This is a genomic window from Kitasatospora sp. YST-16 (genome assembly GCF_026802215.1).
In the GTDB taxonomy this organism is placed as follows: Bacteria; Actinomycetota; Actinomycetes; order Streptomycetales; family Streptomycetaceae; genus Kitasatospora; species Kitasatospora cineracea.
Genome location: NZ_CP113837.1, coordinates 3,778,481 through 3,804,907, shown reverse-complemented (window position 1 = coordinate 3,804,907; position 26,427 = coordinate 3,778,481). Strand labels below are relative to the sequence as shown.

At 66.9% G+C, this 26,427-nt stretch carries 30 protein-coding genes; all 30 read right to left on the bottom strand.

The genetic code is table 11. From position 1 onward, the window contains the following. Nucleotides 1–266 precede the first annotated feature (266 nt). On the bottom strand, nucleotides 267–1,058 hold the full coding sequence (locus tag OU787_RS17425) for a sigma-70 family RNA polymerase sigma factor (protein ID WP_268659910.1): 792 nt from the start codon (nucleotides 1,056–1,058) through the stop codon (nucleotides 267–269). Between the two features lie 372 nt (nucleotides 1,059–1,430). Further along, nucleotides 1,431–3,278, bottom strand: a complete 1,848-nt coding sequence (locus tag OU787_RS17420; RefSeq protein ID WP_268659909.1) for a DNA polymerase — start codon at nucleotides 3,276–3,278, stop codon at nucleotides 1,431–1,433. Nucleotides 3,279–3,344: 66 nt separating this feature from the next. Next, the gene (locus OU787_RS17415) at nucleotides 3,345–5,777 is read right to left on the bottom strand and encodes a phage/plasmid primase, P4 family (protein ID WP_268659908.1); all 2,433 of its coding nucleotides are present in this window, start codon (nucleotides 5,775–5,777) and stop codon (nucleotides 3,345–3,347) included. Continuing rightward, a complete protein-coding gene (locus tag OU787_RS17410) occupies nucleotides 5,764–6,294 on the bottom strand; it encodes a hypothetical protein (protein WP_268659907.1) in 531 nt (176 codons plus the stop codon). The genes OU787_RS17415 and OU787_RS17410 overlap by 14 nt, the downstream gene beginning before the upstream one ends. A gap of 117 nt (nucleotides 6,295–6,411) precedes the next feature. Then, nucleotides 6,412–6,711, bottom strand: coding sequence for a hypothetical protein (locus OU787_RS17405; protein WP_268659906.1), 300 nt, complete (start codon nucleotides 6,709–6,711; stop codon nucleotides 6,412–6,414). 6 nt (nucleotides 6,712–6,717) lie between these two features. Next, on the bottom strand, nucleotides 6,718–7,059 hold the full coding sequence (locus tag OU787_RS17400; RefSeq protein ID WP_268659905.1) for a hypothetical protein: 342 nt from the start codon (nucleotides 7,057–7,059) through the stop codon (nucleotides 6,718–6,720). 34 nt (nucleotides 7,060–7,093) lie between these two features. Then, nucleotides 7,094–7,630, bottom strand: a complete 537-nt coding sequence (locus tag OU787_RS17395; protein ID WP_268659904.1) for a DNA cytosine methyltransferase — start codon at nucleotides 7,628–7,630, stop codon at nucleotides 7,094–7,096. A 55-nt stretch (nucleotides 7,631–7,685) separates the two neighbouring features. Beyond that, nucleotides 7,686–8,402 (bottom strand): recombination directionality factor, encoded by a 717-nt coding sequence (locus OU787_RS17390; protein ID WP_268659903.1) that lies wholly within the window; start codon nucleotides 8,400–8,402, stop codon nucleotides 7,686–7,688. Between the two features lie 94 nt (nucleotides 8,403–8,496). Further along, entirely contained in the window at nucleotides 8,497–9,327 is an 831-nt protein-coding gene (locus OU787_RS17385; RefSeq protein ID WP_268659902.1) for a hypothetical protein, read from the bottom strand. A gap of 222 nt (nucleotides 9,328–9,549) precedes the next feature. Then, the gene (locus tag OU787_RS17380) at nucleotides 9,550–10,860 is read right to left on the bottom strand and encodes a hypothetical protein (protein ID WP_268659901.1); all 1,311 of its coding nucleotides are present in this window, start codon (nucleotides 10,858–10,860) and stop codon (nucleotides 9,550–9,552) included. 163 nt (nucleotides 10,861–11,023) lie between these two features. Further along, nucleotides 11,024–11,575 carry a hypothetical protein gene (locus tag OU787_RS17375; protein WP_268659900.1) on the bottom strand — a complete coding sequence of 184 codons (552 nt, stop codon included), beginning with the start codon at nucleotides 11,573–11,575 and terminating at the stop codon, nucleotides 11,024–11,026. Nucleotides 11,576–11,626: 51 nt separating this feature from the next. Next, nucleotides 11,627–11,848, bottom strand: coding sequence for a hypothetical protein (locus OU787_RS17370; protein WP_268659899.1), 222 nt, complete (start codon nucleotides 11,846–11,848; stop codon nucleotides 11,627–11,629). Nucleotides 11,849–11,873: 25 nt separating this feature from the next. Then, entirely contained in the window at nucleotides 11,874–12,683 is an 810-nt protein-coding gene (locus OU787_RS17365) for a LysM peptidoglycan-binding domain-containing protein (protein ID WP_268659898.1), read from the bottom strand. A gap of 93 nt (nucleotides 12,684–12,776) precedes the next feature. Continuing rightward, nucleotides 12,777–12,941: a hypothetical protein gene (locus OU787_RS17360; protein WP_268659897.1), complete on the bottom strand. Its 165-nt coding sequence runs from the start codon at nucleotides 12,939–12,941 to the stop codon at nucleotides 12,777–12,779. 64 nt (nucleotides 12,942–13,005) lie between these two features. Then, the gene (locus OU787_RS17355) at nucleotides 13,006–13,284 is read right to left on the bottom strand and encodes a hypothetical protein (RefSeq protein ID WP_268659896.1); all 279 of its coding nucleotides are present in this window, start codon (nucleotides 13,282–13,284) and stop codon (nucleotides 13,006–13,008) included. Between the two features lie 12 nt (nucleotides 13,285–13,296). Further along, nucleotides 13,297–13,707, bottom strand: coding sequence for a hypothetical protein (locus tag OU787_RS17350; protein ID WP_268659895.1), 411 nt, complete (start codon nucleotides 13,705–13,707; stop codon nucleotides 13,297–13,299). Nucleotides 13,708–13,792: 85 nt separating this feature from the next. Further along, nucleotides 13,793–14,950, bottom strand: coding sequence for a hypothetical protein (locus OU787_RS17345; protein WP_268659894.1), 1,158 nt, complete (start codon nucleotides 14,948–14,950; stop codon nucleotides 13,793–13,795). Further along, entirely contained in the window at nucleotides 14,908–16,020 is a 1,113-nt protein-coding gene (locus tag OU787_RS17340) for a hypothetical protein (protein WP_268659893.1), read from the bottom strand. Before OU787_RS17340 ends, OU787_RS17345 begins: the two co-directional genes overlap by 43 nt. Before the next feature lie 10 nt (nucleotides 16,021–16,030). Beyond that, nucleotides 16,031–16,891, bottom strand: coding sequence for a phage distal tail protein (locus tag OU787_RS17335; protein WP_268659892.1), 861 nt, complete (start codon nucleotides 16,889–16,891; stop codon nucleotides 16,031–16,033). Continuing rightward, nucleotides 16,892–19,294 (bottom strand): phage tail tape measure protein, encoded by a 2,403-nt coding sequence (locus OU787_RS17330; RefSeq protein WP_268661880.1) that lies wholly within the window; start codon nucleotides 19,292–19,294, stop codon nucleotides 16,892–16,894. A gap of 384 nt (nucleotides 19,295–19,678) precedes the next feature. Beyond that, nucleotides 19,679–19,990 carry a hypothetical protein gene (locus OU787_RS17325; RefSeq protein WP_268659891.1) on the bottom strand — a complete coding sequence of 104 codons (312 nt, stop codon included), beginning with the start codon at nucleotides 19,988–19,990 and terminating at the stop codon, nucleotides 19,679–19,681. An 89-nt stretch (nucleotides 19,991–20,079) separates the two neighbouring features. After that, nucleotides 20,080–20,649 carry a phage tail tube protein gene (locus OU787_RS17320; RefSeq protein WP_268659890.1) on the bottom strand — a complete coding sequence of 190 codons (570 nt, stop codon included), beginning with the start codon at nucleotides 20,647–20,649 and terminating at the stop codon, nucleotides 20,080–20,082. A gap of 17 nt (nucleotides 20,650–20,666) precedes the next feature. Further along, entirely contained in the window at nucleotides 20,667–21,071 is a 405-nt protein-coding gene (locus tag OU787_RS17315) for a hypothetical protein (RefSeq protein ID WP_268659889.1), read from the bottom strand. Beyond that, nucleotides 21,064–21,330 carry a hypothetical protein gene (locus OU787_RS17310; RefSeq protein WP_268659888.1) on the bottom strand — a complete coding sequence of 89 codons (267 nt, stop codon included), beginning with the start codon at nucleotides 21,328–21,330 and terminating at the stop codon, nucleotides 21,064–21,066. The genes OU787_RS17315 and OU787_RS17310 overlap by 8 nt, the downstream gene beginning before the upstream one ends. Then, the gene (locus tag OU787_RS17305; protein WP_268659887.1) at nucleotides 21,330–21,674 is read right to left on the bottom strand and encodes a hypothetical protein; all 345 of its coding nucleotides are present in this window, start codon (nucleotides 21,672–21,674) and stop codon (nucleotides 21,330–21,332) included. Before OU787_RS17305 ends, OU787_RS17310 begins: the two co-directional genes overlap by 1 nt. Then, entirely contained in the window at nucleotides 21,671–22,207 is a 537-nt protein-coding gene (locus tag OU787_RS17300) for a hypothetical protein (RefSeq protein ID WP_268659886.1), read from the bottom strand. The genes OU787_RS17305 and OU787_RS17300 overlap by 4 nt, the downstream gene beginning before the upstream one ends. 184 nt (nucleotides 22,208–22,391) lie before the next feature. Beyond that, nucleotides 22,392–23,333, bottom strand: a complete 942-nt coding sequence (locus tag OU787_RS17295; RefSeq protein ID WP_268659885.1) for a major capsid protein — start codon at nucleotides 23,331–23,333, stop codon at nucleotides 22,392–22,394. Between the two features lie 131 nt (nucleotides 23,334–23,464). After that, on the bottom strand, nucleotides 23,465–24,022 hold the full coding sequence (locus OU787_RS17290) for a hypothetical protein (protein WP_268659884.1): 558 nt from the start codon (nucleotides 24,020–24,022) through the stop codon (nucleotides 23,465–23,467). Nucleotides 24,023–24,034: 12 nt separating this feature from the next. Next, nucleotides 24,035–25,009 carry a VG15 protein gene (locus tag OU787_RS17285; protein ID WP_268659883.1) on the bottom strand — a complete coding sequence of 325 codons (975 nt, stop codon included), beginning with the start codon at nucleotides 25,007–25,009 and terminating at the stop codon, nucleotides 24,035–24,037. Then, entirely contained in the window at nucleotides 25,009–26,421 is a 1,413-nt protein-coding gene (locus OU787_RS17280; protein ID WP_268659882.1) for a phage portal protein, read from the bottom strand. Before OU787_RS17280 ends, OU787_RS17285 begins: the two co-directional genes overlap by 1 nt. Nucleotides 26,422–26,427: the final 6 nt, after the last annotated feature.

Sequence of the window (26,427 nt, the reverse complement as noted above, 5' to 3'; positions counted from 1 at the left end):
CAAAAAACGGGCAAAGAAAAATGACCGCCCACCGTCACGTTGGGTGACGGCAGGCGGCCGGTAGTCGCCTAGAACATACTCACGTGAGTATGTTCCTTCTGGGCTGGCGAAAGCCCGGAGGTGAGCGCGCGTACTCGGTGACCGCTGACGACCACAGTCGAAACGGTCCGTCCGGAGGCGTCGCGCAAGTGAAGGTCGAAGGTGTCCCCGGTGACCCGGGTCGCGGTGATGGTCCCGCCGTCCTCAGTCTCGAAGATCAGCACGCTTCACGCCCCGATCACGTACATGTCGGCGAACGCAGCGCGCCCCTTCGCGCGGGTCTGGCGGATCTGCGAGTACTCCATGCCGATATCCGCGGCAAGTTCCTTGTCGTTCTCCGTGCCGTAGAAGGGCACCGGGGCAATCCCGAAGGTGGCCTTGAGGACGCGGCGCTGACGGGCGCCCATCATGCCGAGCACGGTGTGAACGCGCTGACGGATGAAACGCCGCCGCGCGTCGTCCAGGTCCCGGGGCTCCACGAGGTCCGCCGGAACGTCCAGCTCGTCCGCCAGTCGGTCCGCAAGGGTCTCCCCTTCGGTGCCGGCTATCGGGGCGTCCAGGTAGTCCACGCCCATCCAGGCGAGACGGGCCGCGTTGGCTTGCTCCCGGGAGAGCTTCCGGCCGTTGGGGAGCCCGACCGTGCACACCCGCTCAGCAAGGTACGGATCTCCCCCGGCCACGCGAAGAGCGGCTTCGAAGTCCTTCGCTGCCTGAGAGCTGGCGCCCTTGCGGGTCTCCGTCCGGCGGTGGTCGGAGAGCACTCCCTTGATGGTGGTGTCCACGTAGGCGAAGAACTCCGCGACGGTCTCCCCTTCGAAGCGCTGGAGCGCCAGCCAGACAGCGGTACGGGCTTCCTGCGCCATGTCCTCCGCGAGATGCGGGTTGGGCTCGTAGCTGATCGTGGCGTACTTGCTGGCCAACTGGAGAACGCGCTCTTCGGTGGCTTCGATGACGGCCGTGACCGCCGACAGCTCGTTGTTCTTCGCGTCCTGAATCTGGGCAGGGGTCAGCGAAATCAAGGGGACCGCTCCGGGGTGCTAGGTGAAGTTGCACCCCGTCTGGAGAGCAACGGTCACCCGGAGCGGGCGTTTTTCGGCATGCCGAAGTGAGCGCGGGCATGCGTCATGGATTCGCGGCGAACTGGCCTTGCGTACCCCGTTCCGGGCTAGCAGGACGGGGGCTTGCGCATGGCCTTCGTCGTTGCGTGGGTGTCGAAACTACGTAGGCATTCGGACACCAACAACGGCGATTCTTGCGGGCAAAGACGCCCGAATTGGGGCATCAAGGCCGGGGCGGAACGGGACCGTTAACGGGCTCATTCCTGGAGCGGAGAGGAATGAGCCCGTCGTGATTCGGTCGTGATCGGGAACATACTCACGTGAGTATGTTCGTCAGAAGTCGGCGCCGTAGAGGCTGCCCCACGAGCGCTTTCCGATCTCCGCCTCAGCGATGATCGGCACGCCGTAGAAGTCGAACGTCATGCACCGGGTGATCTCCCGGGCCACCTCCTCAGCCTCCTTCGCCGGGACGGACGCCAGTACTTCGTCATGGATCGGCAGGCGGAGATACGGCAGAAGACCGGCGTCGTCCATGTTCAGCATGGCCTGTCCCAGACAGTCCCTTGCCGCTGACTGGCACGCATAGTTGACCACCGCGTATGCCCGGTCACGGTCCAACGGGAGACGGCGCCCGGTCGCGGAAATGAAGATCATGCGGTGCGCCGCGGCTTCACGCTGCCACCGGTTCGAAGCCCTCCGGATCTCCGGATACAACCGGTCGTACTCGGCGAAGGCACGTCGCATCGCCTCTTCGGTGGCTCCGGTCTGACGAGCCGCCGTAGCCGGACCGCCCCCGTAGACCTTCGAGAACCCCGCGCCTTTGAATACCTTGCGGTCTTTCTCGGTGGCGTCTTCACCCTTGATGAGCCGGGCCGTGAACCAGTGAATGTCTTCGCCGGCGCGGAAGCCCTCCGCCATTCGCTTGATTCCTGCCAGCCCGGCCAAGACGCGCATTTCGATAGCCGCGAAGTCCGTACTCACCATGACTTCGCCTTCGTCCGCCAGAAGACAGCGGCGGATCATCTGGTCACCGGAAGGAAGTGTCTGGACGGCCGGACGCTGCACACTCATCCTTCCCGTGCGTGCGGCCAAGGTATTTATTGCCGCGTGCACCCTTCCCGCGTCGTCCACGGAGTCCAGGAAGGTTTGCGCGTACGTCGTCCCCCACTTACCGGCCCTTTTCGAGCGAAGTACGGCTTCCGCCAGGGGATTAGGCGTGCGAACACCTAGCCGCTTCCACTGGAGATCCATGTCAGCGAGCCGGAGAAGGACGGACTTGTCCACCTTGAGCGCGCCGGAAGCCGTGCGCTCCGTCAGCGTCTCGCCCATGCCCACGAGGGCTTCCGCGATTTGCTTCGTGGCGTTGACGGAGGTGACGCCGTACCGGGTGGCCTTCTCGGCGAACTCGGCTGCCTCCGCCGACAGTTGAGCAGCGAGACGGCGGGTATAGGGCACGTCCAGGACGAGCCCGGTCCGCTCCATGATCATGCACATACGGGCAAGGTCGTGCTCGTAGTCAACGAGGGCTTCCCGCACGTCCAGCCGGCGAAGCTCCGCCCGAAGGATCGGCTCCAGTCGGGCTGTCAGAATGCAGTCCAGCCCGCCGTACAGGTTGAAGGTCGGGTGGTCCAGGTCGATCCGGGCGAAGCCGGTTGCCTTCGTCAGCCCCAGCGACCGGAAGACCCCCGTGAGGTCCCCTTGCGTGTCCGGGGCCGACGGGTCAACCCAGAAGGCGGACAGGGGCTTGAGGGCCGTCCCGATGCCGCCTTCCATCGGCTGGCGGGGGTCGATCAGCGTTGCCAGGATGCGCGTGTCCGTCACCCGGTCAACGAGGTCTTCCAGCGGGATACCGGCGTGCCGGTCGATCACCAGAAGGTCATAGGCCGCGTTGTGGATCAGCATGTCCCGGGTGCGGATCAGTGCGTCCCGGGCGTACTGGCGGAACGACCCGCCGCGTTCCCAGTGGATCACCCATGCGTCGGTGCGGTCACCGAACTGGACTGTCCGAAGTCGGAAGTCCGGCGCGAAGAGCGCCAGTCCGGTTGTCTCGGTGTCCACGGCCACCGGTCCGCGGTTCGTGGCACGTCGCCACCACTTCCGGAATTGGTCCAGGTCGTCCACGGTGGCCGGCACGTGGACACGGACGGTCTCCCCCGCCACTTCGTGTGTGTAGGTCTGCACCCCGCCCCCTCCGGGCACACGAAGGGGAACATACTCACGTGAGTATGTTCCCCAGTGCTGCCGTTGCTAGTTGAAGATCCCCGGAGCCGCCTTGTTCGGCTGTTCGGTCAGCCGGACTCCGAAGAACGTGATCCCCGTGTTGGTCTTGCGCTTGGCCGCGCCGCGCTCTTCCATCGCCCGATAGAAGGTGGTGCGTCGCCAGCGTTCCGCGGGCGGCAGGTTCTCCGCCTCGCACCACGTCAGGTACTCGGAGAACAACTCATTTCCCAGAAACCGGTCAGCGTCCGCCCCGGTGATCTCCACGACCCCGGGACAGAACCCCTGTAGCTCGTCGCTGACTTCGCGGTACTCCTTCGTGGCGTTGCGCACCGGAGCCGGGTCTTCGAGACCGCCCGCATACCACTCCACGGCGCCCCTGACCGCCCATGCCGCGATGCCCTGAGCCTCCGCCAGCAGTGCGTCAGAGAGCCCGTAATCCCGCTCGTGCGGGGCGAAGTAGCGGTTGAAGGGCACCATCTTGACTCGGCGCCACAGACCTTCGTCCGCCCCCTTGAAGCGGGGCTTGTGGTTGGTGGCAAGCATGATCAGGAAGGTCGGTGCGAACGTGAAAAATTCCTGCCTCAAAAACCTTGCCGTCACCTTGTCCTTACCGGTGAGGTTCTTGAGGACGCTCTCCGACATGGCCTTGCCGCTCTCACCTTCGGAGGCCATGACGAGCCGTGAACCCCGGAGCGCGGCAAGGTCGTTGGGGATTCCGCCGCTCCGGCGCTCTTCGAAGGTGGCGAAGGGGGTAGTCGTCACGAGCGGCCCGAAGACCTCCGTGAGCGTGTCCGTGAGGACGCTCTTCCCGTTCGCGCCGGAGCCGTGAAGGACACAGAAACACTGTTCGCTCACGTGCCCGGTGATGCCGTAGCCCACGAGCCGGCGAAGGTACCCCGGCATGCTGGGCATGCCCGGCATGATCTCCTCAAGGAACCGCTCCCAGCGGGGCGCCTTCGCGTTCGGGTCGAACTCCAGCGGCAGCGAAACCGTCAGCATGTCCCGCTTGTCGTGCGGGCGGAGCCGACCCGTGCGGAGGTCCACAACACCGTTCTTGAAGGACAGGAGATCCGGGCGCGCATCGAAGGCGTCCGCCTTGACGTAGACCTCCGGGACGCTGCGAAGCTCCGTGAGGATCGCGTCAATCCCGGTGGTGTTGAGGAACCCCTTCGCCGCGGTGGTCTCCCCGGCCAGCGCCAGAGCGGCGCCCATGCGGTGGATCTCCTGACGAACCCGGACTTCCGACCGGTCCCACGTCCGCCCGTTCCAGGTGTAGAAGCCCAACCCCGGAGCAAACTTGATGCGGCCTTCGGTCCAGGCCACCAACCCGTACGCATTCATGGCGTTCGTGGCGCCGTACTTCTTCACGAGCTGGCCCAACAGCCGGGCGGCTTCAAGACCTTGCTCCCGGTCCACGAAGTCCGCGCCGGTGCGCTCTGCCAGTTCGGCGCTGTCCGCGGCTTCCTGAGCGTCCACGGTGGCCACCAGCGGACGAGCGGACTTCACCGCGGCATGGAGCGCCAGCGGGAAGCCCACCGGGTTCCGTGCGCGCCAGTCGGTGAGGTCGTCCCCCTCGTGGGGAACGTCCAGCACGAGAACGCTCAAGCCCCGAGCTTCGAGACCTTCGGCCAGCTTGCGCATGAAGCCGTGCCCGGCACTGTCGTTGTCTCCGCAGATGATGACCTGAGAACCGCGGAGTCCAGCGGCCAGTTCGTCCAGAAGCTCCGGGGAGTTGACGAGCGACGCGCCCCGAATCGCCACGGAGTCATAGCCGACGGCCGTAGCCGTGAGCGCGTCCCCCGGGCCTTCGGTGACGATGACGGTTCCGAAGCCACCTTGACCGCGGAACGCGCCGTACGAAGACCAGCGCTCCCCTTCGGGGTTGCTGAGGCTGACCCATCGAAGCGGGCACTGTCCGGTGAGGTCTCGTCCCTGGACAGCCCGAGTTACGCCGTCGAAGCCCCGGAGCGGAACCACGAGCCGCGGGAAGCGGGTGAAGGCCGCGGACCGGTAGGGGAAGGCCGGGACCTCTTCTCCGTGGTCGGCGCCTAGCTCCAGGTCGTGAGCCAGCTCGTCCCCCACGCCGAAGCGCTCTAGGGCGTAGTCGAGAGCGCGGGCGCCGGCGGGGCTGTCGGAGCGGTGGAGCCATGCAACCGCCCGGTCCAGATACGAGGCCAGTGCGGCAACTCGCCCGGTGCTGACCAGGGTTGGCCGGTCGGCGGACACGGTGGCGCCTTCGCCTCCGGCGTCGAACAGGTCGGGCCAGTCGAGACCAACCTTGCCGATCACGTCGCCGGTGAGGCAGCCGGCCCGGCACGAGAGCCGCACCTTGAGGTTGGTCCCGCGCCAGATCCGGAGGGAAGGACGAGAGTCCCCGTGAGCCGGGCAGACGGCAAGATAGCCCCCGTCCGGCTCTTCGGTTACCTGCCGGAAGCGGGACAGGATCTCACCGAACTGCACGGATCACCTCCGTCCCGTAGACCGCCCGCACGTCTTCGACCAGCGCCGCGAAGGCGTCCATTTCGCAACTCAGGTACCAGCGTTCGGTGTTGGTGCCGCGAACGGTGGCGGTGAAGCCGTACAGCTTGCGCATGGAGTCGGTGTCCATGCCGAGCACGTGTCGTACCTGAGTCCAGGTGGCCACCGTGAAGTAGACCTTGCCCCGGCGGACGGCAGCACCGCGGACCTTGACCACGGCCACCCCGAAGGGGAAGCCCGCGTGCCCGGCTTCGGTCACTGCCTGCCGCAGGAAGCCCGGGATCGTGGGCTTCGCCACGTCCTTGCACTCCAGCACGAAGGGCACAAGGTGTACGTCCCCCACGTCCCGGGCGCCTTCCTGAGCCGGCCTTCGGGCGTTGCCCCAGAAGAAGGGGTCTCGGATCTTGCCGTCCTCACCGAGAAGGCCAAGCTCCCCGTTGAGGTGGTCCCGAACGCTGGACTCCCACGCCGTCCCCTTGCGCTTGTTGGGGTTAGTCACGGCCGCTCCAGAACACACAGACGGCTATGAACAGCGCACAGAAGACGACTCCCGCGGCAGCCGCCACCAGGAAGAAGGTCATCGGCTCGTCGGTCATCACGATCATGGTTGGTCCCCCTAGTTGCAGTAGTCGCGGTCTTCGTCCGGCACCGGAGGACCCGGGCTCAGAAGGCGCACGTGTTCGGCGCCGATCCACACAGCCCGGAGGCTTCGGCGCTTGCGGAAGCCGGACTCAGCGCCGGTCGGTCGGAGCTTGAGCATGGGGCGAAGGCGCCCGTCCACCTGGACCGTGAGCACCCGGTCAACCACGGCATCGGCCAGCCGGACCCGGTTGCCCTGTCGGGCCGCGTAGCACACGAGATCCCCGGGGTACATCTCGTCTGCCGCGTAGTCCGTGACAACTCCTCGCTCGGACATGGGAGTTCACCTCTCTTCGTTGTGGTGCATCAAGTGCAGGTAGGCCGTGAACGCCTGTTGCGACATGGCGCCGTTGCCCACGGCCTTGAGCTGAGCGGCGCGGTTGAGTCCCTGTACGCGGGTGATCCAGCCGCCGGGAAGTCCCATCAGCCACTCACCGAAGACGGCTGCCAGCCGGCGCCCACCGCGGGGGCCGATCTCCACCGGGGCCGGAGCCGCACGGCCGATCAGGGTTTCCCAGCGATGAACGGCAGCGGCGAAGTCCCCCCACCAGCCCACCGGGGAGTGGAAACCCTCCGAGACCTCGTTGAGCTTGTCCGCGGAGTCCGCGCGGAAGAGCCGGGCCACGGCGGTAACGAGGTCATCGCCCCCGGAGCCCCGCTCAGCCTTCGCGTAGTCCGGCCCCCTCGTGGCGTCCGATGCGGTCGGGGTGGGCAGCAGGGGTAGCGACGCAAAACCACCTGTCGCGGCTGTGGGCGGCTCCAATTCGGGCCGCTCGAAAGCTAGTCCATCGCGCGTCGTACCCGACTTCGGCCAAGTCCCCGAGAACAACTGAAAGCCCCCGATGCCGGAGCGCGGCAACGTTCTCCAGGAACACGTAATCCGGTCGAAGAACGCGAACGGCCTCCGCGACGTGTCGCCAAATGCTGGATCGTGAGCCACTGATTCCCGCCCTCTTCCCCGCGTGTGAAATGTCTTGGCAGGGGAAGCCGGCTGTGATCACGTTGACTTCGCCGGCTATGCGCGACCAGTCGAACTCTCGAATGTCCCCGATGTTCGGGGCGTGCGGGTAGCGGGCAGCGAGGATGAGCGCCGCGAACGGATCAACCTCCGCCACGTACCGCACCCGTTCCCCGGTGAGGGCTTCGACCGCCCGGCCAAGCCCGCCGTATCCGGCGCACAGCTCAAGAATCGGCATGCGCCGCCCCCAGATGAGAAAGGGGCGGAGCCCCGGAGGACTCCGCCCGATGAACTCACGACTCGTCGGTGTACGGGTCGTCAGCGATGGCCGCGTTGTACGGCTTGATGACCTTGATGACCGGCTTGCGGAAGCTCACGGCCTGTCCGTTCGGCGCGGTGAACTCGACCAGCTCCAGGCTCAGCGTGCACAGCGCTTCGCCGTCGATCGCGTCCAGCGCGTCATCAACCTCGTGCAGCACCTTGACCAGCTCCCACGACGAAGAGGTGAGCTGGCCCTTGCCAAGGTGGTAGTCCTCCGCGAGACGGAAGGTCACCTTCGTCTGAGGCGCCGGGCCACGGCCGGAGCGGGACTGAGCCTTGCGGTCCGCCAGCAGCGCCGGGCAGCCGCACGGGGTGCCCCGATCCTCCTCCGGGCTCAGGAAGTTGACCCCATCGCACTCGTGGATCGGACCGCCGGAGCGACCCCACAGCACGAAGCGGGAGTCAATGTCCTTGACGCCGTTGATGACGACCTGGACGGAATCGGAGGTGGTCAGCACCTCAAGGAAGTCTTCCTTGCTGGTCTCCCACTCCTCCGCCTTGCCGCCCATGAGCTGAGCGACGGCCGCGGCAACCTCCGGGTCGCCGGTGGTCACCCGCCAGTGCGCCAGCGACACGGGCCGGTCGTTGACCATGCGACCCGGGCGGAAGCGGAAGGCGATGTCGTCGGAGAAGACCTGTCGCGGCTTCGGCTTCGCGGCCGGGTCGGTGTCCCAAATCTGAGTACGCAAGTGCGCTCCCCTGTTGCAGGGGCGGAGAACATACTCACGTGAGTATGTTCCCGCCCGTTGGTCTCTGCCTGTACTGGAGTGCCGGCGATTCCGGCTAGCGGGAGCGGCGCTGAGTGCCCGTCACGAGCTTGCGCGTGCCGGAGGCGATGGCCTTTCCGAGCACGGTCTTGCTGGTCTCCCGGTCCCACTGGAAGACCCGGCGGAGCGTCAGGAAGACCTCAAACACCTCCGCGTCGATCCGGACGGGGATGAACTCCCAGCCCTCCGGGGTGATGTGGAGCACGCACGCGCCGTCGAAGGTCGGCATCGGCTCCCGGGTGCCGTCCGGCGAGATGATCCAGTCCGCGTGTGCGTACGCGGCCATCTGGAGAGCCACCTCCGGGTACGTGTTGGCGGAGGTCTTCCAGTCCGTCATCACGAGGTGCGGACGGCCGTCCGGGTCGGGCTTGCCTTCGTCGTCCAGGCGGAGACGAAGGATCGCATCGAACGACCCGGCGTAGTTGTGCTGATCGCTCCAGGCCACGTCTTCGGCGCGGACGAGCTGAGGCCCGACGGCCTCAAGGAACTCCGCGAAGTGGGCGCGGTAAGGCTCCAGGTCGGGGTGTACGCGGCCGATCGCTTCCCCGCGGATCATCCGCTCGAAGAGGTCGTGAGCGTCGGAACCGACCCGGGCGCGGAGCTTGGTGTACCGGGTGTGCGCGTTCTTGAGGTAGTCGATCGCGCCGGCTTCGTCCCGCTCAGCGATGCTGGCGACGGCGGCAAGGTTCTGAACGGCGGTCTCGGCGGTCAGCCGGGCAGCCCAGTAGGTCAGGAAGGGCTTCGGAAGCATGTTGATGATGCTCGTGACGCCGGGTACCTTCTCGGCGGTCTCGGCGTCCACGTAGAAGCGACTGCCGGACCGCTGGATCGTGCGGACCTTCCCCATGTGTGCCCCCTTCGGGCTCGTGAACTGGTCACGAGACCTGGAGCGCGGGGGATTCACCCGTGATGAGTGACGGCCCGGACGAGCTGGCCGGTATCTCCTAGGAGAGTCCTTCGGGATACTTGAGGTGGCGAGGAAAACGGCACTCATCACCTGTAAGAGGGCATGACGAAGCCCCCGGCTCCGCTGAGGGAAACCGGGGGCTCGTGGGGGTGGTGCTGGGGGTCAGATGTTGGCGCGTGCCGCTGCCAGCTCAGCAATCAGGGAGTCGTACGCGGCGCGGACCTTCTCCCGGGAGGTGTTCGACAGCTTGGCCACTCCCGAGATGACGAGATTGGAGTTCTTCCGGGCGCGTTCGATCCGCGCCAACGCTTCCTGTTCGTCTGTGAGCGGCGCCTTGTCCCCGCCCAGCTCTTCGGCCTCCGCGGCGGTCAGTTCGCCGGACTTGACCCGCTCTTCGAGTTCCTTCTTCCGGGCACGGTCCAGGCGTGCGGCTTCGGCGCGGGTGTGGCGCGGAAGTCCCTTGCCGGGGAGCTGTTCGAAGTACTTCCAGACCGCCTCAGAAGCGGTGAGACCCTTGTTCTCCTCCTTCGTCGGGTCGAAGTGGTCCCGGACCACCGCGAAGCCGTCGCCCTGGAAGTCCGCCTTGTTCTCGTCGTCCAGCGATCGGACGTACTCCGCCACCACATCAACAGAGCGGTTCTGGTAGGCCCGAAGAGCGCTCCGATAGGCGTCTTCCTGGTCCGGGTCGTCCGGGTCCGCGTCCCCCAGCGACGCGCGAACGAACCCCTCTGTGGCGTCTCGAACGGCCCGACTGTCCGCACGAAGGTCCATGGCGCCGAACTTGTTCCGGGCACGCTGACGGAGCTTGAGACCGGCCTCCGCCGCGATGCGGCTCTTGTCTCCGGCTTCAAGGTTGGCCTTAGCCGCTTCCTTGAGCGCTTCGCCGGCCTCCGCGATGATGGCTTGCGCCTCCGCGTCACCATCGAAGGTCAACGTCTCCAGCACGACCGGTGCGGCAGGTGCAGCCTTCCTTGCCGGAACAGCCTTCTTCGCGGGGGCGGCCTTCTTCGCGGTGGTGGTCTTCTTCGCTGTGCTGGTCTTCTTCGCGGCAGATGCCGCGGTCTTGCGGTTGGTGGGAGGCATGTCCCCGCCCTTCGCGTGAGCTTCGGTGGCCGGACTCCCGAGAGCACCGCGCACCAACACGCAGTCGCCGCACGGCTTTTCGGGCTCTGACGTTACGTCAGTGATGAGCGCCGCGAGTTTACCGCAGAAGGTGAGTCCCGTCTCAAGGTCGGAAATGATGTGACTAACCGACCCGGAGCCGACCGCACCCCACGGGGTGGCCCAGAAAGCCGCCCACAGCCCCACGGCCTCAGCAGTGGCGAAGGTACGAAGAACGCCTTCCGCTCCCCCGCTGGCCGTGAGTTGCCAACTGGGCTCCGTCCCTTCGTCGCCCGGCAAAGGGGACAGGTCGAACGTGCCGGCGGGCACGGTGACGGTACGGCGTTTCGGCATGAGCGGGCTCGTGGTCACGGTGATGCATCCTCCCCAAAAGTTCGCCACCCGACCGGGCCGGGCACGTGGCGACGAACGTAGCGCCCGTCACTGACGCTCGCAAGAACATACTCACGTGAGTATGTTCCCCGCGGGCATGGCGAAGCCCCCTACCGCCAGGCAGGCAGTAGGGGGCGAAAGGTCACTTGACCAGCGCGTCAGCCTCCGCGCGGAGGGCTTCGAGCGTGCTCAGGTTGAAGACCGTACGATCGGCAAAAATCTCGTCCTGAACCGTCTCGCTCTCGTGCGCCGGGGCCTGAGGGGTGCCACCGGCCAGACCCCCGCGAAGGACCCGCACAAGCCGGAAACCGGCCTTCCGAAGCGCCGCGGCCTCGTTCGGGTACCTCACGTCCGACACCACAACCGGGAGCCCCCAGCGGTCCGCCGTCTGCACCTTCTCCATGAGCATCCGAACCCAGAAGTCCGGGTCGTGGTCGCGGAGGTTCTGGCCGAAGTACTGGAGCAGACGCCGGGACTCCGGGTGCTCGTCCTTCGCCACTTCCCACCCCTTCGCGCCGACCACCTCCGAGAGCCTGAGGCTGTGCGAGACGAGCGGATCAACCCTCAGAAGCATGTCCTTGAGCGGGTCGGCGAAGGCAAGACGGGTGTACTGGAATCGGGAGACGAGCCTTTCGGCAATCGTGTCCTTACCGGCGCGTGCCTTGCCGATCAGAGCTATGTGCGGGTACTTCACGGGGACTCTCCTTACATAGGGTCGTGCCCTACCTGGAGAGCCCCCGATTCCTCAGACCTCGTACGGGTCTTCGGTCTCCGCCGGCTCCGCGGTCGCGGCCTCGCTGGTCTTCGCGTTCTCCACGCGCTGGACGGCCTCACCGGTACCGAGAACGGCAGCGGCAACGGCCAGGATCAGCGCGCCCGGAAGCTCCGGCACGTAGTGCGCGACCAGCGCCAGCACCGCCACGAGAACGGCGTACAGGCGGGCGGGGTGAGTCTTGACGAAGTTCATTCTCGAATTCCTCTCGAAGAAGGGGTTACGGCAGGCGGAGGACCTGACCGATGTTGATCACGTACGGGGCGGAGATCCCGTTGGCGGAGGCGATCGACTGCCAGTTGATGCCGAGACGCTGACCGATCTCCGACAGGGTGTCGCCCGACTTCACGGTGTAGGTGCGGGCGCCGGGAAGGGTGAGCTTCTGTCCCACCTGGATCACGTACGGCGCGGGAATGCCGTTGGCGGAGGCGATCGACTGCCAGTTGATGCCGAGACGCTGACCGATCTCGGACAGGGTGTCACCGGACTTCACGGTGTAGGTGCCGCCGGCCGAACCGCCGGACGAGCCACCGCCGTTGATCTGCTGAGCCCGACGAACGATCTCCGGGAGCTGAGCGCGCACATTGCTACCCGGGCACGAGGTGTGACCGCCCCACGCGGAGCCGCCCATACCGTGCCAGCCGAGACCGCGCCCGGTCGGGTCGTTGGTCACCTGGAGCGGGACGCCGTAGGTCCGGGCCGCCCACGCCAGCACCTCAGCGCACCGGTTGATCTGGGCATCGGTCAGGGAGTCGCCCCCGCGGCCCTCGTTCTCGATGCTCAGCCACCGGCGGTTACCGCCAGCCTGAGCCCACGCCCGATCACCGGTGTCCACCCACTGGTAGAGCGCGCCGGCCTTACCGGTGCCGAAGTGGGAAGAAGCCTGAGCTTCGGAGTTGCGGAACCAACTCTCCGTACCGGAGAGGCTGCCATCCATGATGTGGATGACCACGCCCTGGACGGCTTCCTGACCGCCCTTCGTGAAGTTGACCGGGATCGGGCGCCACTGTGCGCCGTTGAAGCGAGCCATGTTGTCCCCCTGAATTTGGGCATGAAGAAACCCCGCCCGGAGAGCCCGGACGGGGCGAGTTGGGGAACATACTCACGTGAGTATGTTCGGGAGCTATCCCTTGCCGATGACCTTCGCCACGGCAGCGGTAGCAGCGACAACGCCGGAGACGGCAGCAACCGGGAGCGTGTACTTCCAGCGCTCCAGGTCCCGAAGGCGGTTCTCGTGGTCGTCCAGTTCCTCCCGGACGGACTCCCCGGCCTGAGCCAGTGCGCGCACGTCGCGTTGCACGTCCAGTACGGCGTCATAGACCTCACGGGCGCCGATGGTGACCGCCAGCGGATCAGGCGGGGTCTCCGGGTCCTGAGAGCGGGATGGAGGCATTCGGGTCTACCTCCTCACGACGAATGGTGACGCTGGCGGAGATGGGCCGGAAGTCGGCGCATCGGCGAAGGAGTGCGACAACGGCGGCTTCCGCGGTCTTGCGCACCTCTTCACCGGCCAGCCGGTACGCCTCCGCCGTGGGCGGTCCGGGGTCTTGCCCGGTGGCATACGCGACCACCGCCCGTACGTCGTCCGCCGGAAGAACAATGGTCATGTCGTAGGCGTTGGCATCGGCCATCCGCACCCCCTTCTAATAGCCCGCCGGAGCGGAGACCTTCGCCCACGTGCCCGCGCTCGTGGCAGCCGGCGCCGTGGTGGTGGAGACGCCGGAGGCCAGCCCCAGCCACACGGACAGGGAAGGCGCCCCCGCGCTCACCCGCGCTTGCAGCAGCACCCGCCGCCAGCCACCGGAGGCCGGAGGGGCGGCAAGGCCGTGCAGCCACTCACAGGTGACCCACTGGCCAGCCCCCGGACTGAGCGTGAACACGGTCGGTGTCGCCCGTCCGCTGTCCACGTCGAAGAGACGGAATTCGATCGACCCGGTACCGCCGACGGTCGCCCGGAAGTCCACCTTGAGAACGGAGCGGGTCAGTGGTCCGGTGCCGATCTGGGCAACCGCCTTGAAGTTGGCCGTTGCTGACCAGCCCTCGTAGCCGGTCATGTCTAGCGGCACGTCACGACCTGTCCGGAACCCTCGCTCCATGGCGTCCAGGCGCCCCCGAAGGGCCGTCAACTCCGCGGCGAAGCTAGGAGATAGCAGCGCTGCCGACACTGGCGAACACCTCCGCGGGGGCTAGGGCAAGACGGGTCTCCGATGCTCCGTTGTCCGACACCTTGTGCGTGATCTCGGTGACCTTGAAGCGGCCGGAGTACCCGGGCCAGTCGCCGACCTTCGCGCGCACGGTGGCCAGTTGGCCAACCTGGAGATCCCCGACCCCGGGGAAGGCGTCCGGGTAGAGCTGCACGGCGGGGATCACGACGGGAACGGAGCCCTCCGAGATCATCTGTTGCGCGTACCCGGTGAGCGTGTCCGGTACGGTCACGTCCACGCGGGATTGCACAGAGGTGAGCCGGGGGATTCGCCGGCTGCCGTCGGTCTCGTGGAGTAGGTCGTACCACGTGCTGACAAGCTGGTCGGCGCCGTCGCCGGCTCCCGTGACGACTGCCTCCGTGGTGACGGAGGTACCGTCCGCGGTGATCCCGGGGACCGTGCAGTTGGCTCCGTGCTCCAGCACGAAGTCAGTGGGGTCACCGGTCGGCGGGCCGAAGACGAGCCGGTTCACGATCCGCCCCGACTGCCAGAAGTGGTCTATGCGGAAGTCGAAGCCGGTCGTGAGCGCGGCAAGGTCTTCGACCACCTGTCCAACGGTCTTCCACTCGTACCGCCAGTAAGAGCGGTCACGGGCGACGCCGGACAGGTAGTTGTCATCGAAGGTGAGTGCCTTCGGTCCACTGGAGCGCACGAGATTCCCCGTGCCGTCTCCGAAGTCCTTGATGAGATCCCGCGCTATGAGCGTCTGATCCCTAGCAAGGAAGGTGCGGTCTTCGGAGATGTACCGGCGCCGGTAGTAGGCCCAGAGCCCTTGCAGGTTGAGCGTCATCGTCTCGGCGGACAGGTCTACCGCGTAGGTGACCAGCGGACCGCCCCAGAGGATCTGTTCGCCGGCCTGGACGTAGACGAGCACCCGCCACGGCTGGAGCGCCTGCCACGGAAGACCGCGGACAGCCGGACCCGTGAGCGGGATCTTGACGGAGCCCTCCCCCGGAGCGTTGAGGACCCGGGAGAAGCCCACCTCAACAGCCGGTAGCTCCCCCCAGATATCCCCGCTGACGAACTCCACGAAAAGGATGCGGTACTGCATCATTCCGCCGGAAGAATCGTCATCTGTGAATACGACTGCCACTCATCCAGTTGCGCGTACCCACCCTGCGCATAGAGCGCGTGCCACACCTTGAGAGGCCGGTTCTTCGGAATCAGAACGTGCGCACTACCCCAGTGCGGGGTGAGTCCAAGGTTGGTCTTCTCGTACTTTCGGAGACTTTCCCAATAGAAGGTCGTGTCACTGAAAGTCCAAATGCTGTTCCAGCCTTCGCGGTCGGGCGGGCCGGTAATCCGGATCTGATAGTTGATAATGCCGATCCGGTCGTACGTAGCGGCTGCCCCGTCGTAGCGGAGAACCATGCCGCTCATGTTGGCGTCCGGGTCGTTCACGCCCCACCAGCCGGTAGACCCGCGCCCGGTCTGGCCCATCATGACGGCCCGGTTGACGACGGGCTTAGCGTCGGTCGCGCCCTTGTAGTAAAGGCGGTCTTCGTCGCTGGAGTAGATCAGCCCGCCGCGCGCCTGGAGCGAAGCAAGGGCAGCCACGGACTGGCCCGGGGCCGTCCTCAGCGGGGCTAGCGTGGTGGTGTCGCCCTGTCCGGTGGTGGTGAAGCGGAGGTCTTCCACGTCCGCGGCCTGGAGACTGGTTGCCCCCTTGCGGACCTTGACCCGGGCGAGCACAAGATAGCTCTCGTACGGCACGGTCGGGGTGCCGCCGCCGTCGGTGCCCTTTACCACGTCGATAGTCCAGCCCGCGGACATGAGTCCGGCCGCGAAGGTACCTAGGGGTACTTCGGCGTACGGCGTCACGTCGTTGTCGTCGGTGACCCGGGCAATGATCAGGTCGTACCGGTCGGCGGTGGAGCTGGCGGTTGTGAGGTTGAAGGCCACGCCCGGGGCGGGTAGATCCACGTAGTGGCTCTGTCGGGTGTCGCGGACTCCGGCCTTCGTCAGGGGAATCCAGGCCCGTCCGCCGGCTACCGCGACCCGGGCCGAAGAGCCGGAGACCGCCGTCACCTTGAAACTGTCGCTGTTGGTGCCGGGGATGACACCTACGTTGAAGCCGCGCACGTCCGAGAGCGCCGACCTGAAGTCGCCGCTGTCGTATTCCCCCTTGTGCACGTACAGCGGTGCTCGGATGCCACCTGCCATGAGTACCCCCTTACAGCCACGCGGAGCGCCAACGCACCTCCGCGAAGCGGGTCTTGATGCCTTGTAGGTCGTCGAACTCCAAGAGGTTGCCGCCCGGCCTCAGCGGGAACCACACGGAGTCGGTGGACAGCGCGCCGTACCTGGACGCGCCGTTGAGAGTCACCGACCGTGCCCGGGTGTCGATCACCAGCACTTCGCTTGTGGGCACGGTGAGTTGAACGGTCAGCTTCTCGCCGGTCCGGCGGTTGAGGATGACCGGGTTGACCACGGGGCCGGTGACCGTGAAGACGGGCCATGTCGGGGTGTTGCCCTTGACTGCCAGCTCCGCCGGTTGTGAGACGAAGACCGCCCCGGCCTTCATAAAGCCGAAAGGTAGCTTCATGGGGAAGATGGCCACGGACCCGCGGGGCGCCGTCGGCAAGAGCTTGCTCGTGCTCTCCGTGTCTTCGTAGAGAAGCGGGTCCGCGGCGAACAACTCCACGTCGAAGGAGACCGCCCCGAAGGCGAAGGCGGAGTTGACGGGGACGGAGCGCTTCCGTACCCGGGCTGTGAGCCGTGCCCGGTCTCCGGCGACGCCGGGAACGGAGAACCGGAAGGGCTTGTCCCCGGTGGTGGGCTGGAAGACCGCCAGTAGGTCCGCCAGTGTGCCGGGGCTGTCCAGCACGGTGAGCGACAGGTGAATGATCCTGCCGCCCAGATAGTCCGTCCCGGCGGCAACTCCGTTGCGCTGCAACAGGGTTTGATCGGAGGTGCGTACGTCCGGGGCGTCCAGAAGGCCCGTCACCTCCTGGACGACCACGGGGGACGTACCGCCCAGCAGCACGCCGCCGTACTCCAGCGTCCAGGGTTCCCCGGTGTAGAGATTCGCCAACTACCGTCCCCCTGTCCGGAGTTCCCACGCCATGGCCCGACCGATCTCGTAAGGGCTGGCGTCCGTGTGTGCGTTGACCGTGATGGATGCGCCGGCGCCTGCCAGAGCGGGAGCCGGAGCGGGCAGGGACGGGCGGGGAATGGTGAGCCGCGGGACTGTGACGAGTGCCCGGAGCTTCGCGGTCAACGCCGGTTCGGCTTCGTCCACGCCCTGACCGATACCGGCGGGAATCCAGCGACCGACCCGGGCGGCCATGACGCGCGACGGGCTCTTGATACCGAGTGCGTCAGCGATCGGCCCGGGTATGTACTCCCGTGCCCAGCTCATGAGCTTGTCCTTGAGCCACCCGCCCATGCCGGAGAGCCCGTCCCAGATGCCGCGGGCCAAGTCCTTGCCCTTGTCCACGAGCATGTTCTTGAAGTCGCCCGCGGCGTCCGCGATGCGTCCGGGGAGCCCGCGGCACCAGTCGATGAACTCCGCGAACTTGTCCTTCGCGGACGACGCGAAGTCGGCCACGGAGCGGCCCGCTTCGAGCAGCTTCTTGCCCACGGAGCCAATCCAGCCGATCAGGTCTCCAAGCCAGCCGATCCACCGACCGATGCCTGAGAACAGCTCCGAGAAGACCGGTCCGGCTAGTCGGATGATCACAGGAACGACCGTGCCGAGAATGTCAGCGGCCAGCCGGCCAAGCCAGCTCAGAACCGTGGACACGACTTCGATCACGGGTCGCGCCTTCTCGACCAGCTCCGAGAGCTTGCCGCCGATCATCTGGACGGCCGGAACTACCCGATCTTGCACGAAGTTGGAGAGCGCTTCGAAGATCGGTTTCAGGTTCTCCGAGATGGCCTGATAGACCCGCATGGCCGCTGGCCAGACGACCCCAACCAGGATCGACGCCAGCCCGGAGACGACCGGGACCACCGCGCCGGCTATCGCTCCCCAGAAGGAAGTCAGCGCCGGGAGCGCGTAGTTGGCCACTACGTCCCAGAGATTGCGGGTCACGAGACCGGCCCGCTCCAGGACTCCGGCGAAGCCAGACGACGTTACGTCGTCCCCACCGGCCTTGAACGCGGCTCCGAAGGCGCGAACGCCTCCGGCTACTTCGTCGTAGACCGCCCGGACCTTCGTCCCGGCGTCGATCACCGGACCGGCCCACGACAGGTCAACGTCCGCTCCGGCCCCGGAGATCGTGCCGAAGAACAGCTTCGCTGTGTCCGCGGCTGCCCGGAGCGGTGGCCCGAAGACGGAGCCGACCACGGAACCGGCCCGCTCAAGGGAGGGAATCACCTTGTCGCCAAGGAAGTTCGTCACCCCGACTTCGAAGGATCGCTTGAAGCCTTCGAGCTTCGTCTTCGCGTTGTCGTGAAGGGCGGTTCCCATGCGCTCAGCGGCGCCCGCGGTCTCCCCCAACGCTGCCACGGCCGTTCGCGGGTCCATGGCGTAGAGCGCAAGGCCGGCGTCCTCAGCCTTCGTGCCGAAGAGTCCGACGGCTGCCGCACTTCGGTCCGCCGGGTCCTTGATGGCCTTCAAGCCGTCTAGGACTTGCTGGAGACCTTCCTTCGCTCCCGCGCCACCGGCAGCGATTTTCTTCGTCATGGCCTCCGCATCAAGGCCGATGGCCTCGTAAGCGGTCTTGCTCGCCGCGCTCCCGTCCGTTGCCCGGATCTGAAACTCTTTCAGAGCATCGGCCATCACGTCCGTGTCGCGCGCACCCGCGGCCATGCCCTGAGCCATGAGGCCCATTGCGTCCGCTCCAGAAAGCCCCAAGTCCCGGAACTTCGTGGAGTATTCGTTCATCGTGTCCGACAGGTCGTCGGCACGCGGACCCATGCGTTGCATGGCGCTCGTCATGAGGTCCAGGGCTTCCGTGCCATCCTTGGCAAGCCCGGTTTTGAGCATCTGCCCGACCGCGTTACCGGTCTGCGCAAGGTCCAACTCGAAGGTCTTCGACAGGTCGGAGACCTTGCCCGTGATGCTCTCAATCTGCGCGTTGGTGGCGTCCGGCGGCAGGATGCCAGCCCGCATGACCGCGGAGACACCCTGAGCGGCCTCTTCCACGCTGTCAGAGATGCCGTGCGCGTAGAGCTGGCCAGCGGCCTTCCCGTACCGCGAAGCGGTCTCCGGGGTCGTGCCTAGGCTGGCCTGGAGCTTGCCGTTGATCTCCCCCTGATCCAGGGCATTCATGAAGCCCTTCGCCAGAACGCCAGCGGCAAGCGCGCCGACGGCAACGAGCCCGCCCTTGAGGAATCCCCCCAGCTTGCCTGTGAAGCCTTCGCCGGCTGCCTCACCGCCGGTCTGTCCGGCTTGCTGCGACGGGCCGGTGATGTGGCCTTGCAGCTCTTGAGCGAAGCCCTGGATTTCGGGGACGATGCTGACGTACCCCATGCCGACTTCAACGGCCATCTTCACCCCCCGGTGATGGCTGGAAGCGCGCAAGGTAGCGCGCGACTTCGCGCGGATCTCGGGTGGTGCCACCGATCCGGTTGGGCTTCACTCCCGGTCGGGGAATGGGCTCCGGACGCCTGGACGGAACGCGCGCTCCGGCGTTGCCGCGCTGCCAGTTCGCTTCGTTGAGCCGGTCGTGAACAGCCGCGAGAAGCTGTGTCTCCAGCGTCCAGCCCGCATCTTCACCGGCCAGTGCCCGGCCTAGCGCGGACTCCGGCGGAAGGTGGGTGACGAGCGCTCGAAGGCGACGCCACGTCAGCGCCGAACCGGGGCGGAAGAGGTCCCGAAGATCCAGCCCGTAGAACCGGGCAAGGTCGGCTTCGACTGCCTCCCCGTGCTCCGTCAGGAGTCCGAAGAGGCCGGCGATTCCCCCAGCGGGATACCCTCGTGCGCCTGCCACCGCTTGAACAGCTCCCCGACGGCGCCCAGCGGCATCGGGAGCGCGTCGAAGTCGGGCCAGCGATCGGCCAGCCCTTCACGGAGAAGCGTCAGCACGTCATCGGCCGAAGGCTTCTCCAGGTTGACCGTTGCGAGGATGGCCTTGTCCAGGTCTCCCGCGGCCGGAAGCGTGAACTCCAGGCCACCCGCCCGGAAGGCGAAGGGAGTGCGTCGCGCCTCCGCGGCCCACACGTCAAGGTCGAACAGCTCAGCCATGTTGTCCCCCTCAGGGCATGAAAAACCCTGACCGGAAGGCCCGGACAGGGTGAGACGGGAGAACATACTCACGTGAGTATGTTCGTGAGCTACGGGGCGGGCGGGGCGGGGGCGGACCATGCCGGGTCGTTGCTGTACTTGTAGGCAACGGTGCCGTCGGCGCCCGGGTACGCGGTGATGGTCAGCTCATAGGCGATGGCCTCCGCCGACTTGTAGGTGATATCGCCGGTCTCGGTGACCTCACCATCGGGGACGACGATGCGAAGGTGCGAATCCCCGTCCACCACATCGAAGCCGAACATGCGCCGGTCGCTTCCGGGCGCCTTGATGGCGAGCACGGACTTGCCGGACGTGGTGACGACCTTCGAGCCCTTGTGATACAGCTCAAGGACGGCCTTGCTCGTCTCAATGCACGTGAACTTGAAGCTCACTTCGCTGCCGCTGACCACCTTTCGGACGGTCTGGCCCGACTGCCACGCCTTGATTTCGGCGGTGTCGGCGGAGTTGCTTTCGGTGATCCCATCATCGGAGATCCACCCCAGATCCACCGCGGCAGCCGGCCACGCGGACACGGCATCGGTGGGCGGAGTGGTCCCCTTCGGGGCCGCGTAGGCAGCGCCGGTCAGCGCAACCCGGACGGCATCGGCGTTGAGCGCCATGTGTCCCCCTGGAGTTGTTAGAGAGCCCGCCCGCGCATGTCAGCCTCAACGGCAAAGGCGAAGCGGGGAGTTGAGGTCAGCTCGTCCGGCAGCCACATGGGGCTACTTGCTTCGCTGACCCGGTAGACGGTCACGCCGTCACGCACGCCGGGAAGGTCGTCCAGCAGCGCGCGGGCAAGGGCGGCAAGATCGTGTGCCGCGGCTTCCGTCGGCGCCCAGCACTGCACGTCGAGTCGTGCCCGATCGGTGACCGGGGTTGCCCGGAGCCCCCCGACCCGCTCCACGCGCACGAAGGACGGCGGGCGGGTGGGAGGAACGCGGGAGACCACCGGAACGGCGGAGCCCCGGCTTGCCAGCGCTGAGCGAAGGTACGAGGTCACCACGGCCACGGCGTCCGGCATGACGATGACCGGCTTACTCATGGGCGCCGTCCAGCCCCCGGAGCAAGTCGCGTCGCATACCGGCCAGACCGCCGGAGCCTTCGAACTCGTAGTTACCGATGACGGCAGCACGCCAACGGCGCCGACCTAGGGCCGCATCGGTCTTGAAGATGCCTTCGTTGTCCCCGGAGCCGGCTGCCTGAGCGATGCTCTGGGCAACGCGGCGGACCTCCGCGCCAACCTCCGGGGTCTTCATGAGGCTGTTGATTCCGGCCTTGTTCGGCTTGAACTTCCGGGCCACTACCCCACCACCTCTACAAGTCGTGCTTCGGCGTGGTGGAGTCGGCCCCGGACGGTCCAGCGGGCAACAAGCCCGTCGGTCTCCAGTAGCCGGCTGTCGAACTCCACGCGGTCACCGGGGATCAGGTCCAGGTCGGTGCCGCGGCGGGTCGTGACGCGCCAACCGGTGACGACCGACGGGCGGTCTCCGTCTGCCTCCGTGGAGCTGTCGGGCTGGACGGAGAGCCCGCGGACAGTGCGGCGGACGGCCCGGCTCCAGTCGCGTTCCATGGTCTCGTTGCCGTAGCGGTCCACGAGGAACGGAGCCCGGACGATGACGACGGACTGAGCGAACAGAACGCTCATGCCGTGTCCACCACGGCCACGCGCCGGCGGTACCGGGCCAGAAGGTCCCGATCGGCTGGCGCCAGTGATGCCCCGATGGTCTCCGCGGCGTACGTGACGCTGACTCCACCGGCGCTCTCCTGCCGGAGGTCCGCGGGGTTGTTGAGGACCCGGGCGGCAGCCGTGAGGACTACCGCCTTCACGTCCCCGGGGACTTCGCTGTATCCGTGCTCGTACATGACCTCAACGAGGCCGGTAGCGGCAGGGACGTAGAGCCGATCTCGGAAGAGGCGCCAGCCTCCCGGCTCCAGGACGGCGGAGGCGGACCACACGGACACGACCTTGACGACGGGCCGTTGAGGCAGCGTCACGAAGCCGTCCCGCGGCTGGAGTTCGACCGTGGTCGTCCGGCGGGTGAAGTGCTGCCGGGCCTCCGCCCGCACGATCGCGGACACGGTGTCCAGGACGAGCGCGGCGGAGGACGGAAGCTCTTCGGGGGTCAGTTGCATCCAGGCGGCAAGTTCGCCGACTGTGGCGAGCGCGGGCAGCGCCATGCCAACCCCCTTTTCTACTTGACCAGTTGGGCGCCGCACTCCAGGCAGCGCACGACGGTCCGGGTTTCCCCGTCCGGGCAGAGAACCGCGAAGGTCTCCACCCGGTCCGGGGTGCACCCGTCTTCGTGCGGCAGGGAGGTAGCGGCGGGTGCGCGCTTGCGGGGCGGCATGCCGGTACCTCCGCTCAGGCGTTCTGGACGCCGGTGAGGCGCGCGGCAGCCTTGCCGCCGAAGAGGGCAAGACCGGTGTAGAACTCCACGAACGTGCGGTACACGGGCTGAGTCGGGAGAAGCCCCAGATCCTCCACGTGGACACCACCGTTGGTGAGGCCGGTCACGGCCCGATCGTCTTCGCTCTGGCCGAACTTCACGGCGTACACGTCGCTCGTGATGGTGGTCGTGCCGGTCAGCGGGATCACGTCCGCACCCGCGGCGGTCTGGCCGGCGTCCAGCAGGGGAATGCCGTTCCAGGTGAGGACGCGCTTGCCGGTCAGGTCCTCACGGACGGACTCCACGCCACCGAGACGACGCCCGGCGGAACGGATCTTCGCCATGAGCGCGCGGTTGGTGTAGAGCGCGCCGTTGCTGCCGTTGATGCCGGGGACCTGAGCAACGAGGTTGTCCAGCATGTCGAAGAAGGCGTGTGCGTCGGAGCCGCCGTTGCCGACGATGGGCGCGTTGTTCGCGGAGACGACCTGAGCGCCGGTGAGCCGCTTCTTCAAGCCGTCGAAGGACTTCGCGTCGGTGGAGGTGTCGCCGTTGAAGAACGTGTCTTGGAACTTGTAGGACGCGGCCTTGACCTTCGCGCGGGTCTGTACGGCCCGCTGGTCGTTGAGGTTGCCGCGGGTCTGGACGATGAACCGGTCCACGTCCGCGTAGCCACCGAGGATGACCAGGGACTCACTCCGCTGGTTCACGGTGCCCGTGCTCTCGGTGTAGGTCTCGTTCACCGATCGGAACGCGACGCCGGGAAGCGTCGCTTCCTCGTTGTAGGCGTACGAGTTGCCGTTGATGGTGAGGAACGGAATCCGGTCCAGAACCGAACTCTCCTGTACGAAGGTCTCGATGACCCCGGCCTGGAGATCGGTAGTGCTGAGCTTCGCGGCCTCGGGAAGGGTGAGCGCCAATGTAACCCCCGAAAGGACTTGCCCCGCCCGGTAGTTGGCACCGAACGGGGCAGGTGGGGGAGAACATGCTCACGTGAGTATGTTCTCCGTTTTCGGGGGTACTGGAGTGCACCGGATTCCCGGAGGCGGACCTACGAGTTGCCGAAGGCGTTCCGCAGACGCTCCAGCGGGGTTGCCGGCTCCGGACGCGCGGACTTGCGCTGACCGGCGCCCACGTCGCCCCACACCTTCGAGCCCTCACCCGCCGGGGCAAGGTAGGGCTTCGCGGTCAGCAGCTCGTCAAGCGCCGCCTTGATGGCAGCCGGGTCCGGCTCACCCTTCTCCGGGGTCAGCTTCTCCAGGTCCAGCAGTGCCAGAGCGTCCGCCGGATCGGCCAGACGGCCGGAGGCAGCGGCACGGACCTCCGCACGGACGAGCTGACCGACGAACTCCGCGCGCACCTCAGAGCGGATCTCGTCCAGGTCGGTGCCCTTCGTGGCCGCGTTGGAGCGACGGAGCCGGGCGTTCTCCGCCTTGAGGTCCGCCGCTTCCTTCTCGGCAGCCGCGCGGGCATCCTTCTCCGCCTGGAGCGCGTCGGCGGTCTCGTCCGGCTTCTCCTCCGGCTTCGTCTCCGGGGTGGGCGCCGGCTTCTCCTCCGGCTTCGGCTCCGGGGTCGGGGTGGGGGTGGTGGTCGGGTCGTTCTCAGGCACGAGGGCTCTCCCTTACTTGATGTATCCGTGCTTCCGAAGAAGCTCTAGCTGTCGCTCCCGGTCGTCTCCGGCGAGCTTGAGAATCTGCTCCGGCATGAGGCGCGGAGTATCGGCGCGCCAGTAGCGAGAGCGGTCACTTCGGCTGAAAGTCGCATCGGCTGCCCGCTCCCCCATGCCGCGGCGGGTAGTTCCGGCGCTGGTGGTCTGGGCTGTCCGTCCCGCTGCCGTCTCGATACCGCGGCGCGCGTTCACCACCTGTGACAGGTCGGCGCCCTTCTCGATGGCGTCCGCTCCGGCCTCACCGAAGGCGCGCTTGCGCTCCGCCGGGGTCATGTCCTGGAAGAGCGCGGACGGGTCCTTCGGCTGCCGGTCGGTGTCCGGACTCAGCGGCTCCATGCCGCAATCGCACTTCGGGTGCCGCGCGAAGGCCCGGCTCCGGGAGTACTTCCGCCCGGCCAGCACGATGCACCGGGCACACGCGGGAAGCCGCACCACCCGCACGTAGTGCGTGACGGAGGGGTGAGCGGTCATGGCGACGGAAGTAGCTGCACGAGCCGTGTCCGCAAGCTGAGTCGAGACCAGAAGGGCCATCTGATTAAGGCCGGCGATTGAGGCTGCCTCCGGGCTCATGCCCAGCGCCAGCCCGCGCGCCGTGGTGATGGCCGGTTGGAAGAGCAGCGTCGCCAGCGGACGCGCGTCGGAGGCGATGCCGACGAAGGCGGAGGAGTCGAGAGCGGCCAACGGGGCGGCTGCCGCCCCTTGTGCTGCCATCGCGGCGCCGACGAAAGCCTGAGCCCCCTCCGCCGCCGTGAGCTGTCCGGCCGTGACCGCCCGAAGGATGGCCGCGCCCGACTCCTGTTGCATGGCGCTGAGGATGCGATCCGGGGTCGCGTCCCGCCAGATTGCCTGTACGGCTTCCAGGACGCTCCGGGTCGTGCCCTGGACTTCCGCGTACCGGGCCAGCGCCAGCGTCTCCGACCCGGGCACTAGGCAGCCTCCGCACCGGGCTCCGGGGTCTCCGGGTCGGGCTCAGGCTTCACCCCGTAGAGGCTGGCCAGATCCCCGCCGACCACCGCGGCAGCCTGATCGGTGCGCATCCGCTTCCATCGCTCAATCTCGTCCGGCGTCACCCCGGGGATTCGCTCCCACACCGCTTCGTCGGGGAGATTGAGGCTCTTGAGCTTCACCAGCGCATCGGCGTACTGAGCATCGGAGCGGAACTGAGGATCACGCCAGACCACATCACCCAACCGGAGGGCTTCGGCACGCGCCGGCTCTTCGGCTGCCAGTGCCTCAAGGCGCATCACCTCACGAAGGGCTGAGCCGACGTACTTGTGACGCTCCCGGACCTTCGAGACAAGGGAGGAGTCGTCCACTTCCAGGGTGTCCGCCGCGATGTTCACGAGCCGCCCCAGATACCGCGCGGGGGTGCGGGTCTGCGCCGAAATGTGGTCGATCAGCTCCCGGACCACCTCAAGGAACGGCCGGGGATCGACGGCGGAGAACTCAGCGATCCGGGCCGTGTCCTTCTCCAGCCACAACAGCCGGTCGCTTCGGAAGCGGCCAATCGGCAAGTCCTCTTCGCCGATGACTTCGCCGGTATCGTCGGTGATCTCCCTGACGGGCCGGTCCATGCCGAGCACCGCACGAGTGGGAAGAGCCCTGTCGTCCGTGGCAAAGAAGAGCTTCGCCCACTGGTTATTGATCGCGTTCTGGAGCGGAATCACATCGCAAATCTCCGACACCGGAGACTGCGCCAGCCTCGTACGATTCGGGATCTCCACCAACGGGACGAGCCCCAGCGGGTTCCGAAAGTGGGCACTCTCGGACGGCCGAAGGCCGGTGACGCGCTCAGTCCACTCCCCGCCCGACAGCTTCCGCTGCCAGCGGTACACCATGTCCGGCAGGAAGAGTGTCGCTAGCTCGTGCTCCCCGTCCCGCCACACCTTGATGCCCGCGGAACGGATGCGCCGGCGCCCGGGAACGTACTCGACAAGGGCTTGTCCTTCCGGCTCAAACGTGATCTCCGTGTTGATGCCGTCCGGCTTCCAGACCAGCGCGTAGCACCGCCCGGTAACCAGCGCGTCCAGCATCGTGAGGCCGATCTCAACGTCACACTCGGACGACTTCCAGGCGCGCTGAGCGGCCTTGTCTAGGGAGCCATCCTCAAGGCGGAAGCCCAGTGGCGACATGCGTTCGATCATGGCCGTGGGCACGGTGCGGCACCAGTTGTCCGAGAAGCCGTCGAAGAGGTCACCCACCTGTGCCCGGAACTCAGGCGACGCGAACATGAGGGGGTGCTTCCCCTCGTAGTACTCACCCCAGATCCGGGACCGGATCTTGCGGGACTCCAACTTGCGCCGGAGTCGAACGGTCATCTCAAGCGGGGTCTCCGCCATACAACC

What these genes read in the sequence shown, in the direction of transcription:
- OU787_RS17340 (WP_268659893.1), bottom strand. Translation starts at nt 16,020, where the DNA reads ATGGCAGGTGGCATCCGAGCACCGCTGTACGTGCACAAGGGGGAATAC.
- OU787_RS17280 (WP_268659882.1), bottom strand. Translation starts at nt 26,421, where the DNA reads ATGGCGGAGACCCCGCTTGAGATGACCGTTCGACTCCGGCGCAAGTTG.
- OU787_RS17325 (WP_268659891.1), bottom strand. Translation starts at nt 19,990, where the DNA reads ATGGCTGAGCTGTTCGACCTTGACGTGTGGGCCGCGGAGGCGCGACGC.
- OU787_RS17300 (WP_268659886.1), bottom strand. Translation starts at nt 22,207, where the DNA reads ATGGCGCTGCCCGCGCTCGCCACAGTCGGCGAACTTGCCGCCTGGATG.
- OU787_RS17405 (WP_268659906.1), bottom strand. Translation starts at nt 6,711, where the DNA reads ATGTCCGAGCGAGGAGTTGTCACGGACTACGCGGCAGACGAGATGTAC.
- OU787_RS17385 (WP_268659902.1), bottom strand. Translation starts at nt 9,327, where the DNA reads ATGGGGAAGGTCCGCACGATCCAGCGGTCCGGCAGTCGCTTCTACGTG.
- OU787_RS17315 (WP_268659889.1), bottom strand. Translation starts at nt 21,071, where the DNA reads ATGAGTAAGCCGGTCATCGTCATGCCGGACGCCGTGGCCGTGGTGACC.
- OU787_RS17350 (WP_268659895.1), bottom strand. Translation starts at nt 13,707, where the DNA reads ATGACCGGCTACGAGGGCTGGTCAGCAACGGCCAACTTCAAGGCGGTT.
- OU787_RS17320 (WP_268659890.1), bottom strand. Translation starts at nt 20,649, where the DNA reads ATGGCGCTCAACGCCGATGCCGTCCGGGTTGCGCTGACCGGCGCTGCC.
- OU787_RS17365 (WP_268659898.1), bottom strand. Translation starts at nt 12,683, where the DNA reads ATGGCTCGCTTCAACGGCGCACAGTGGCGCCCGATCCCGGTCAACTTC.
- OU787_RS17330 (WP_268661880.1), bottom strand. Translation starts at nt 19,294, where the DNA reads ATGGCCGTTGAAGTCGGCATGGGGTACGTCAGCATCGTCCCCGAAATC.
- OU787_RS17395 (WP_268659904.1), bottom strand. Translation starts at nt 7,630, where the DNA reads ATGCCGATTCTTGAGCTGTGCGCCGGATACGGCGGGCTTGGCCGGGCG.
- OU787_RS17305 (WP_268659887.1), bottom strand. Translation starts at nt 21,674, where the DNA reads ATGAGCGTTCTGTTCGCTCAGTCCGTCGTCATCGTCCGGGCTCCGTTC.
- OU787_RS17370 (WP_268659899.1), bottom strand. Translation starts at nt 11,848, where the DNA reads ATGAACTTCGTCAAGACTCACCCCGCCCGCCTGTACGCCGTTCTCGTG.
- OU787_RS17355 (WP_268659896.1), bottom strand. Translation starts at nt 13,284, where the DNA reads ATGGCCGATGCCAACGCCTACGACATGACCATTGTTCTTCCGGCGGAC.